Raw genomic sequence first — 8,463 nt, 5'->3', positions numbered from 1 at the left:
GCTTGTTCATCACCTGGCCCGCGAAGACCTTCGAGTCGTGAATCGGGCGCACGAACATCTCTTCTTCTGGGAAGTAGGAGTTGTCGAAGTGGTTCACAACTGAGTCGTGGTTCAGCATGTGCTTCCCCCAGCGCATCATCTGCGCCAGGAAGTCCATTGGCTCGAGGTCGAAGACGCCAGGATTCCAGCCGAACTTGTCAGCAGAGTGACGGAGCGAGTACGATCCCATGCAGATCACGTTCTTCGTGTCGAGCTCAGGCTCAGGCACGAGCTCACCGATGAAGGGGATGACCTTGTGGATCGAGTGCGGAATGTTGAAGCGCTCGAGGGTCTCCAAGAGGACCTGATAGGCCGACTCATTGAACAGGTTGTTTTGCAGAATCCAGTGCATAGCGATTTACCAGGTGAGAGACGATGAAGACGATGAAGAAGGCGACGGCACCACCCGCACAAAGCAGAGCATGATGTGGTCGATCACATGCGTACTGGACAATTGCTGAAATTACCAGGAATGTTATCCAGTATGCTGAAAGCATGGGTATGAGAATGTAGAACATAGGTCAATTATAACCTATGCCCTACATTTTGTACACTGGTGGTGGAGCGACGCGTCGCTCCCACATCTGGCTTACTCGTTCGCGGCCACGATGTTGTTGACTGCTTCAAGGAAGCGCTCAGGGCCCATGTACGTCAGCTCATCGGTGTCATGGTCGCCGCTTCTCGCGTAATAGTCCGTACTTGGCGTGTGGACCTTGATAGTGCGTCGAGAAGCCTCGACGCACTCGCGCAGCTGTTCAATTGTGATGTTCATTTTTATTCCAGTGGAAGTTCAACTTCGGTGAGCACTGTTTTGGTCGTCTTCCTTATGAGCGTAAATCCAGTGATCGTCAGAGGAGTGCGGTCCTTGAAATATGGCTCCATGTAGTGCTCCTTCGCGTAGACATAGGACCGCTCTTTCATCAACTTGATCATTGCCATTGATGGAACTTCATCAAAATAGATCGCGACTGACTCGTACGCAGGGCAGTGCTGACCCGTGTCACCTTCCTTCAAATCAAAGTGCTTTCCGTGCCCGTCGTTCCATCGACCAGGAGTTGGCCAAATTTCACAGGGGCGATAGATGCCATGGTCATCAGGCTGACTGCCAATGATGCTCTCGAAGTCATATATGCCACCTTGTTCCTGTTCGCCTAATTCTTCCTTAAACAACTCAGCAAGCTCGCGTCCTACATCGCACTCACCAATTTGTCCGGTGATATACGCACATAGTTGCCGCTCAAAGCTGCCTGAATATTTATTAGTATGAATAACAAAGATAATATCTTCAGTGGTTTGGGTCATTGCTCAGTCCTTAATTATTATGCGGACGCATGTCTTATGCCTCAGCGCCCTGTACGTGTGTCTAATGAAACCTGGCTCAGTATTTGAGGTGCGGGCAGTCCCCCAGTCCAGCAGTTTTATCGTACCAATTATTCCTCCAACTATCGTTGCAATGAACAATAGAGCGCAAAGTGTGTATACGAGAAGTCCTGCGAGACGTTGCTGGAGTGTGATCAGCCTTCCTGCCTTGATGCATTCTATGACCCAATGCCCGAGGTCATAGATACAGAAGCCGAGGAACGCGGCACAACCGCCGACAAACGTGATCGTGATAATCGCCCAAGCGACACAACGGATGTATGCACAGAAGTCCAGGCTGAGTTCCCTGCCCCAAATGTCGTCGTGAGTGGCAAGCCCACCAAAGCGGCTCGCCAATTGGAAGTGCCATGACCTGCGGTTCAGTTCGTATGGTTTCATTTTTGATTCTTTAAAATTTTTAAACAATGTGCCATGCGTTCAGCAGTCCATCCATGTTTACGGATTTCTTCGCAAAGCTCAACCACTTCGTCCCACAGAGCTTGGCCCCGATTGTTCAGCTCGTGATGGCGTTTGTCAAATATCTTTAGGCGAAACAGCCGTGTAAAGATTGGGTGACGAAGTGGTTCATTCATTTTGCGTCTAGTACAGCTTGCAGTTCGTTCTGCTGTTGGCGTTTGTCAAGACCGTGAATTTCGAACAGACACTTGTGCTGTTCGAAGGCAATCTCTGCCAACTCGTCCTCGCTGAGGTTCACGAGGTCAGTCGCCTTGAGGCCGTAGTACTTGTACTCCTTGCCGTAGTAGACGCGGAGTTCCTTCTCCTCACCGATGAGGATCGAGAAAGCATGAGCACACTGAAGCGGACGTGCACGCCACCAGCCAGAACCAGCATGCTCGTATCCTGGCATCAAGCACCCCCAGTCACGGGTGAGAACCTTGACCATTTCATCCTCGGTGAGACGTTTCTGAGTGTCTGCCTTAGAGCCGTAGAGGTCAACTGGCCAACCAGCGATGTCACCTTGCTCGTCGTTCTTCGGATTGCCAGTGTAGCCCTGCTTCTTCAACCATTTCTGGGTCTTTGATTGCACCAGAGACGCGAAGTTGAAGCGACGCTCCTTCTCAGGGCGCGGTGTCTGAGTGATGTCGAGTGGCGACCTCTTCCACGTTGGGTCTTCGTCGCCCTCGTGACCAACATCTTCCCAAGAGCGATTACGGTGATATGGATTCGGGTTAAAGACGAACAGCTTCTCACGTGGGTACTCGATCTTGTCGAACAGCAGGTGAGGACCGTAATTATCTGGATCATTCAGGTGCTCAGTGCGGAACGCACTGATGAGCATGCGGTTCTTCATTGAAGCAATTTGCTTCGTAGCTGCAAGAAATTGTTCTTTGAACGGCTCAACATCTTCAATGGTTTTCTTATTAACATCAAGAATAAATTTTGCAGTCAGTTCATTCCAGTCTTCACATTTAATAATTCCTTTGAAGAGGTCAGGCACCTGCCAATCGTCTACGGCAAGTATGCAATTTGGACGTTGTGCGATAGCATAAAGACCTTCAAAAACCTGTGTAGCCACTAATTGTCTAGGCCCCGCAATAAAGACAACTATTTCATCAAACATACTAAGATCTTCGCCAATTGTCACTTGTCGTTGTTCGACAGTATGTCCCATATCAATTAAACAGTTATACAGAGAATAATGACTGGGCACTACTTTTAGTTGCTGACGTAAATAAAATTTTCGTGTGCATTGGTTTTTGTTCATACCACAGATGAGGATTTTTGCCATGAGAAATGCTTTCGTTTATGTTATTGGTTGGACTACGCTTGACACTTGGTATGCTGGATCAAGATATCGCGAGGGAGTGTGACCCAAAAATTAAGGACAGGTTATTTGTAAATAATTATAACACGACGGCGATCATGGTGTTGCTTTTACCATGATCGCCGTGCTCGTATTACTTATCGGTCTTGAGACCCGCGATAGATAGCTGCCTCATGAAACTCACCAAGAATGCTCTCGTGCTTACTTGAAGTTAACCACTTTTGCGAGCTCACCGCCTGGATGCAATAAAACTTTCTCATAGAATCCTCACGTCCATTTTGACTCGCACCTCTGCGATGTTCTTGTAGTGCTGAAGCCAGTGCTCTACGCCAAAAAGACGAATCACGTGATATTCGTTATTCTTTTTGTCGAGCATCACATTACAATCTTCTCTTAGGCCTATTGCGTAGCTGAAAGCTTCGTGGAGTGTCATACAATTGCCTTCTTGATCTCATCGATGAGGGCGTACGGTTCCTTGGACTTGAACCGCTTTGCGAACTGCGGGTGATAGACCTTTACGTACTTCACACCAGGTGCGGCCATCTTGAACCATTTCTCGGCGTTGCCACCCAGCACGATGAACGTCGGGTTCAAGCGCATGAGGTCCTGCACGTGGATTGGATTTAGCGCCTTCCCGTCAGCCAGCTCGGCGTTGAACCACAACAGGGCACGCTCGTCGATGTCCGCTTCAGCAAGCAGGCGGTTCACCCACAGGCTGGAGTTCTTCGTGCTGTAGAAGGGGGTGTGGTGATAACCTGGGGTCGTGGGACGACCAGGACCAGGTGTGTCGCCGATGATGACGACCTTGGACATGCCATTGTAACCACGTCGCATGGCCTCAATGTAATGCAGTTTACGCGTCTGCAGCGCCCGTGCAATCTTCAGTTGAATGTCTGGATGAAGCTTATCGAACGCTGCACCAAAATTACTCGTTGCCATTTTCTCGCTCTTTTCTGCGTTTATAAGAATTACGAGCAATTTCTCGTGCTCGTTCAGGATTCTTTGCTTGCCAAGCTGAGGTGCGCGTGTTATGCGCGTCCTTGTATGTTGGGTCGCAGGCTTGTCTGTTCTTTCGGTACTCAGCCATCTTGATAGCATTTACAGAAAGAGGCCGAATTTCTCCAGTTCTTGGTCGTCCTTTTGGGAATCCAGTAGGTGGAGAACATTTCTTCCTTTTGACTTTTGCACATTCAATGCAAGCCCCAGTTGTCACAAGACGATTTACGAGGTGACCGTGCTTGCAAGGAGCACCTGTAAAGTAATGTGTCAGACCCTTAAGCTGCGCATCAATTTTTCCAATGATCATGATTTTATCAAACTCCTAATTGTGAAATCACATTTAAGAAGGTTAATTTTTTCAACCAATTCACTATCGCTGTGCACATACAAGAACTTGTCCCTGACCAGGATATGCCCAGGGTCTGCATGGTGATAAATGAAGGTCAGGTAACCTTGCGCCAAACTGGTGTGAAGCCGCTCAGCAGCACCGTCCTTAGCACTTATCGCCGAGAATTTCATATCTCTTCGCCGTCGATCTTGACCTTGACGTCGTGCTTCACGCCACCCGCGTCGTACCAGAACAGCTCGACACTCGAACACGCCGCGGTTTCACTGTAGTCGGTGGTGTGATCGCCTTCGTGGAAGTTGTCGCGGAAGTCGCTGGCCGCATCTTCAGCTTCGTCCTCGCTCATGCCCTGACCCTGGTAGTATTCCTTGATCTTGTCTTTGTCGCCGAAGTCATCGATCGTTTTGACCGCAGCGTAGTCCTGCTTGAGGTCCTCGATTTCACCTTCAGTGTAGAGGATGGTCTTCTCGGACTTACCGTCAGCGTCGCCATGGGAATACTCGAGAACGAGCTGAAAGCAGTTGGTCGGGTTGTGATCGATGATCGGTTCACCGCAGGTAATTTCAACATTCGCTTTCATGACAAAGCATCCTTCAAAATGGATTCAGTGGAACGGAACAAACCAGTTTGTCTATCGGTGACGCAAACGATCCGCTTGTCGCGGACATGAGACTTATTGAAAGCCTCGATGAAGAGACTCTGCTCTTCTTGACGCTTCGTATCGTCGAAGCTGTCGCCATCAGAAATGAAGTGACGGCTGACATCGAAGTCCTCGACCAGGAGAATTAGGCGAACCATGTTGGTCTGATCGAGGTTGAAGCGGATTTCCATGTCGAAGACATAGTCGCCGTCGTACTTACGGTACAGCGGTGCATAGACTGCTTCACCTAGGTGCCAGCGATCGAAGATGATTCGAGCGCCAGATTGAGAGAGCTTCATCGAGTTGCGAAACCCAACGGCTTGATAGTTGTAAAGCTGGGGGTCAGCTTCAGCGGGGATAGATGCAACTGAGCCCTTGTAGGCATCAAGGCGTTCAGGTTTTCCAAAGTGAATGACTTGAAAGAACCCTAGCTTTTGCTTGATGCCCTCGATGAGGGTTGACTTGCCGAGGCGGTCGAGACCCTCGACCGCGTACACGAATTTTGACATGACTAAACCTCTATCGTAATCGACTCACTGCTGTATTGCTCTATTATATCACACTGATCGTCCAAGATCGAAAAAATTGGCGATACGGCGTTTGAGGATTCCTCAAGAAAATCGCCGCCCATTAAGCTTTCAATTGCAGCAATTAAATTGAAGGCCGCGTCTTGGTACATTCCATTACCAAGACGCGTGACATACAGAAGTGCTCCAATAAGTTCAAGCTCTTCAATTTTGAACTTCATGGTGTATGGGCCAGAGCCCACCACCAGTTCGTCAGGGCGGGAAGAAAGAATCATCAGTAGAACCCCATGCCAGATTTACGACGGCTTCCTTCACTTGGCTGTTGAGAGAAGATTTCAGCAAGGGTGATCTGACTTTTGTCTTTAGGCAGAGAGCCGTGACCTGTCTCAGCAATCACAGCTTCAGCTTCTTCAACAGTCAGAGGCCGGAATTCGAGGACATCAAAGCATCGACCAGGGCGCATGAGAGCAGAGTCAATGTCCTTAACGTTTGGAAGGTTCGTCGAGAAGACAAGTTTCTTGTCTGCAGCTGAGATAAGACCATCTGAAACGTTGAGGAACTTGTGCATCATGGTGTTGCCGTCGGTGCGTGCCTGGAGGAACGCGTCAGCATCTTCCATGATGAGGAAGCGGGAATCGTCATCGATGAAGCCAGCAAACAGACCATCGTCACCCATCACCTTCTCATCGTACGCGACCTTTGCGTTGCCGCCCGAGCGGTGGATAAGTGACTTGATAAAGGAGGTCTTGCCGACGCCGGGTGGGCCGATGAGGATGAGGACGCTAGCGTTTGAGTTCAGGTAGTCATCGATGTACTCATTGAGGTCCTTTTTGATCCATGGATATGCAGCACGGATAGCAGGGCGGTAGTTCAACGGAACACTGATCTCATCACCGCGACTGTTGTAAACCCATTCAATCAGACTTTCGGCGCGTTTGAACTGCGCATCAAACTTCTCGATCCAGGACTTGACCCACTTGGGATCACCAACGTGTTCTACCTCGATCTTGTCACGACCGCTGGTAACCTTCAGCAGGCCATCAACGCTTTGAGCGATGACGCGGTTGGCGGAGAAGAAGGTATAGTTTGTGTCGATGTTGTCGAGCACCCATTCAGCGAGGTCGAACGAGGCAGGGATGAGCCAGGTGATGTCGATCTGGATCGTGTTGACACCGGTCAGGTGCCGCTTGCGCAGGACATCTGCGAAGATCCATTCCTCAGTGCCGTACACCCCGAGCATGACCTCAGTGCGTGGAAGTTCTTGAGGACCGAAGTTCTGCAGGTCCTCCATTGCAGTCTCGTGGCGTTTAGGGAACGAGTTAGGCATTCTATTTTTCCTTATCTTGTTCATATCTCTATTCAAAAGCGGAGCACGCGAAAGACCACGAACTATTCTTCCGCGTAATGCTCTGAGTGGTCTGTTTATAGAAGCCATTATAAGCCGCTTAAGACGATGTGTGGTTGAGAAGTATAGGTTGAGCCGATCCGTAAATAAATGTCTGGATAGGAGAAGCCATGAGAATACCATTTGCTTATGTAATTGAATCAACCGATGGTCACATTTATGTTGGGTCACGATATTGTATTAATGCACACCCATCACAGTTATTAACTACTTATTTCACTTCATCAAATTATGCTAAGCCTATAATTCTTGAGAATATTTCAAAATGGAAAATTACACGACTTTATGAAACACACTCAACTGAAGATGCGCTTAGAAAAGAAATGGAATGGCAACTTGAACTTAGATATAATAAAGGTTTATTAAATAAATCTATTAATCGGGCAAACGGAAAATGGGTTAATTATGGCCCAAAAAGTGAAGAAACAAAGCGAAAGATTTCAGCGTCACGTATGGGTTTACGCAATACGCCAGAAGTGGCAGCAAAAATTGGATTGAAGAATTTAGGAAAAAGAAAATCACAAAAAGAAATAATTGATGCGTCAAATAGAAAAACTACTTATTGGAATAATCTTTCACACAACCAACGTCAAGATGTTGGCAACAATATTAGTGTCGGTATGAAACTGCATGGGACTTCTAAAGGAAGTAAGAATGCAAATACGACTAAATGGGTATTGTTATCTCCGGCTGGTGAAACATTTACTCAACCAGAAAATCAATCAGGAAAAGAATTTATTCAAAGTTTAGGTTTAAGTTATCAAATGTTAATGAAATACAGAAAACAGCAATTGCCTTTTGGTGGGAAACTAAAAGGCTGGCAAGTCGTTTTCTGTTCACGCCCTGAAGGCCATAATTATTCAAAATCTGGTTTACGTTCCAAGCTCGGATGAATATGATACTTCAAATTCATCTGCCCACTCATTATTTCTCCACAGTTTTTGAGCTGCTGTATCAAGAATATATGTGGTGGCATAATCGTCTTGTGATCTGACAGAACGGCCAGCCCCTTGAACAATTTTCATTAATGCAGCTTCTGCATAAATCATTGGATATGTTTCTAGAATGACCTTAATTCGTTTATCTCCTAATGAAGCATAAGGAGCTTTAACAATTATAGTATATCTAGAAAGAGACCCAGGAAGGTCAAGACCTTCGAAGCCAGATGGCGTCAGAAGAACCGCTGGTCCACCGCTGTACGCCTTGAACTGTTCGAGCAGCTCAGCCAACTTCTCACCACGAACGTGCTCAAACACCTTGTAGCCGCCTTTCATCATGCGCAGGGTCTCAGCGAGGGATTCAACGACCGCGAACGAAGGCGCCAGCACGATGCCTCGCTCACCCAGCTTGGTGTGGTGGTCC

Annotated in this window: 13 protein-coding genes; 1 reads left to right on the top strand and 12 read right to left on the bottom strand. The window is 47.9% G+C overall.

The genetic code is table 11. The annotated features are described in order from the left end of the window. The 11 genes from ACKI4H_RS09680 to ACKI4H_RS09630 form a co-directional block, all read right to left on the bottom strand. Window positions 1–391, bottom strand: a 391-nt coding sequence (locus ACKI4H_RS09680; RefSeq protein ID WP_407305341.1) for a hypothetical protein, incomplete at its 3' end; no start/stop codon positions are given. A 237-nt stretch (window positions 392–628) separates the two neighbouring features. Beyond that, window positions 629–811, bottom strand: a complete 183-nt coding sequence (locus ACKI4H_RS09675) for a hypothetical protein (RefSeq protein WP_407305340.1) — start codon at window positions 809–811, stop codon at window positions 629–631. Between the two features lie 2 nt (window positions 812–813). Then, window positions 814–1,341, bottom strand: coding sequence for a hypothetical protein (locus tag ACKI4H_RS09670; RefSeq protein ID WP_407305339.1), 528 nt, complete (start codon window positions 1,339–1,341; stop codon window positions 814–816). A gap of 452 nt (window positions 1,342–1,793) precedes the next feature. After that, on the bottom strand, window positions 1,794–1,991 hold the full coding sequence (locus ACKI4H_RS09665; RefSeq protein WP_407305338.1) for a hypothetical protein: 198 nt from the start codon (window positions 1,989–1,991) through the stop codon (window positions 1,794–1,796). Further along, window positions 1,988–3,148, bottom strand: coding sequence for a hypothetical protein (locus ACKI4H_RS09660; protein ID WP_407305337.1), 1,161 nt, complete (start codon window positions 3,146–3,148; stop codon window positions 1,988–1,990). Before ACKI4H_RS09660 ends, ACKI4H_RS09665 begins: the two co-directional genes overlap by 4 nt. A gap of 465 nt (window positions 3,149–3,613) precedes the next feature. Next, window positions 3,614–4,123 (bottom strand): hypothetical protein, encoded by a 510-nt coding sequence (locus ACKI4H_RS09655; RefSeq protein WP_407305336.1) that lies wholly within the window; start codon window positions 4,121–4,123, stop codon window positions 3,614–3,616. Beyond that, window positions 4,110–4,490: a hypothetical protein gene (locus ACKI4H_RS09650; protein WP_407305335.1), complete on the bottom strand. Its 381-nt coding sequence runs from the start codon at window positions 4,488–4,490 to the stop codon at window positions 4,110–4,112. The genes ACKI4H_RS09655 and ACKI4H_RS09650 overlap by 14 nt, the downstream gene beginning before the upstream one ends. A gap of 208 nt (window positions 4,491–4,698) precedes the next feature. Next, window positions 4,699–5,109, bottom strand: coding sequence for a hypothetical protein (locus ACKI4H_RS09645; RefSeq protein ID WP_407305334.1), 411 nt, complete (start codon window positions 5,107–5,109; stop codon window positions 4,699–4,701). Continuing rightward, a complete protein-coding gene (locus ACKI4H_RS09640; protein ID WP_407305333.1) occupies window positions 5,106–5,678 on the bottom strand; it encodes a hypothetical protein in 573 nt (190 codons plus the stop codon). Before ACKI4H_RS09640 ends, ACKI4H_RS09645 begins: the two co-directional genes overlap by 4 nt. 2 nt (window positions 5,679–5,680) lie before the next feature. Next, on the bottom strand, window positions 5,681–5,971 hold the full coding sequence (locus tag ACKI4H_RS09635) for a hypothetical protein (RefSeq protein WP_407305332.1): 291 nt from the start codon (window positions 5,969–5,971) through the stop codon (window positions 5,681–5,683). Beyond that, on the bottom strand, window positions 5,971–7,023 hold the full coding sequence (locus ACKI4H_RS09630) for an AAA family ATPase (RefSeq protein WP_407305331.1): 1,053 nt from the start codon (window positions 7,021–7,023) through the stop codon (window positions 5,971–5,973). Before ACKI4H_RS09630 ends, ACKI4H_RS09635 begins: the two co-directional genes overlap by 1 nt. A 188-nt stretch (window positions 7,024–7,211) precedes the next feature. On the opposite strand from ACKI4H_RS09630, the gene ACKI4H_RS09625 reads away from it, so the two are divergent. After that, the gene (locus tag ACKI4H_RS09625; protein ID WP_407305330.1) at window positions 7,212–7,994 is read left to right on the top strand and encodes a hypothetical protein; all 783 of its coding nucleotides are present in this window, start codon (window positions 7,212–7,214) and stop codon (window positions 7,992–7,994) included. Here ACKI4H_RS09625 and ACKI4H_RS09620 read toward each other — a convergent pair. Beyond that, a partial coding sequence (locus ACKI4H_RS09620; protein WP_407305329.1) for a helicase C-terminal domain-containing protein occupies window positions 7,974–8,463 on the bottom strand: 490 nt, incomplete at its 5' end. The two genes, ACKI4H_RS09625 and ACKI4H_RS09620, sit on opposite strands and share 21 nt — an antisense overlap.

The organism is Acinetobacter sp. (genome assembly GCF_045628685.1).
Taxonomy (GTDB): Bacteria; Pseudomonadota; Gammaproteobacteria; order Pseudomonadales; family Moraxellaceae; genus Acinetobacter.
This window is presented reverse-complemented; position numbering and strand designations above follow the sequence as displayed.

Coding starts and splice junctions, on each gene's coding strand:
- ACKI4H_RS09675 (WP_407305340.1), bottom strand. CDS start 811: ATGAACATCACAATTGAACAGCTGCGCGAGTGCGTCGAGGCTTCTCGA.
- ACKI4H_RS09670 (WP_407305339.1), bottom strand. CDS start 1,341: ATGACCCAAACCACTGAAGATATTATCTTTGTTATTCATACTAATAAA.
- ACKI4H_RS09665 (WP_407305338.1), bottom strand. CDS start 1,991: ATGAATGAACCACTTCGTCACCCAATCTTTACACGGCTGTTTCGCCTA.
- ACKI4H_RS09660 (WP_407305337.1), bottom strand. CDS start 3,148: ATGGCAAAAATCCTCATCTGTGGTATGAACAAAAACCAATGCACACGA.
- ACKI4H_RS09655 (WP_407305336.1), bottom strand. CDS start 4,123: ATGGCAACGAGTAATTTTGGTGCAGCGTTCGATAAGCTTCATCCAGAC.
- ACKI4H_RS09650 (WP_407305335.1), bottom strand. CDS start 4,490: ATGATCATTGGAAAAATTGATGCGCAGCTTAAGGGTCTGACACATTAC.
- ACKI4H_RS09645 (WP_407305334.1), bottom strand. CDS start 5,109: ATGAAAGCGAATGTTGAAATTACCTGCGGTGAACCGATCATCGATCAC.
- ACKI4H_RS09640 (WP_407305333.1), bottom strand. CDS start 5,678: ATGTCAAAATTCGTGTACGCGGTCGAGGGTCTCGACCGCCTCGGCAAG.
- ACKI4H_RS09635 (WP_407305332.1), bottom strand. CDS start 5,971: ATGATTCTTTCTTCCCGCCCTGACGAACTGGTGGTGGGCTCTGGCCCA.
- ACKI4H_RS09630 (WP_407305331.1), bottom strand. CDS start 7,023: ATGCCTAACTCGTTCCCTAAACGCCACGAGACTGCAATGGAGGACCTG.
- ACKI4H_RS09625 (WP_407305330.1), top strand. CDS start 7,212: ATGAGAATACCATTTGCTTATGTAATTGAATCAACCGATGGTCACATT.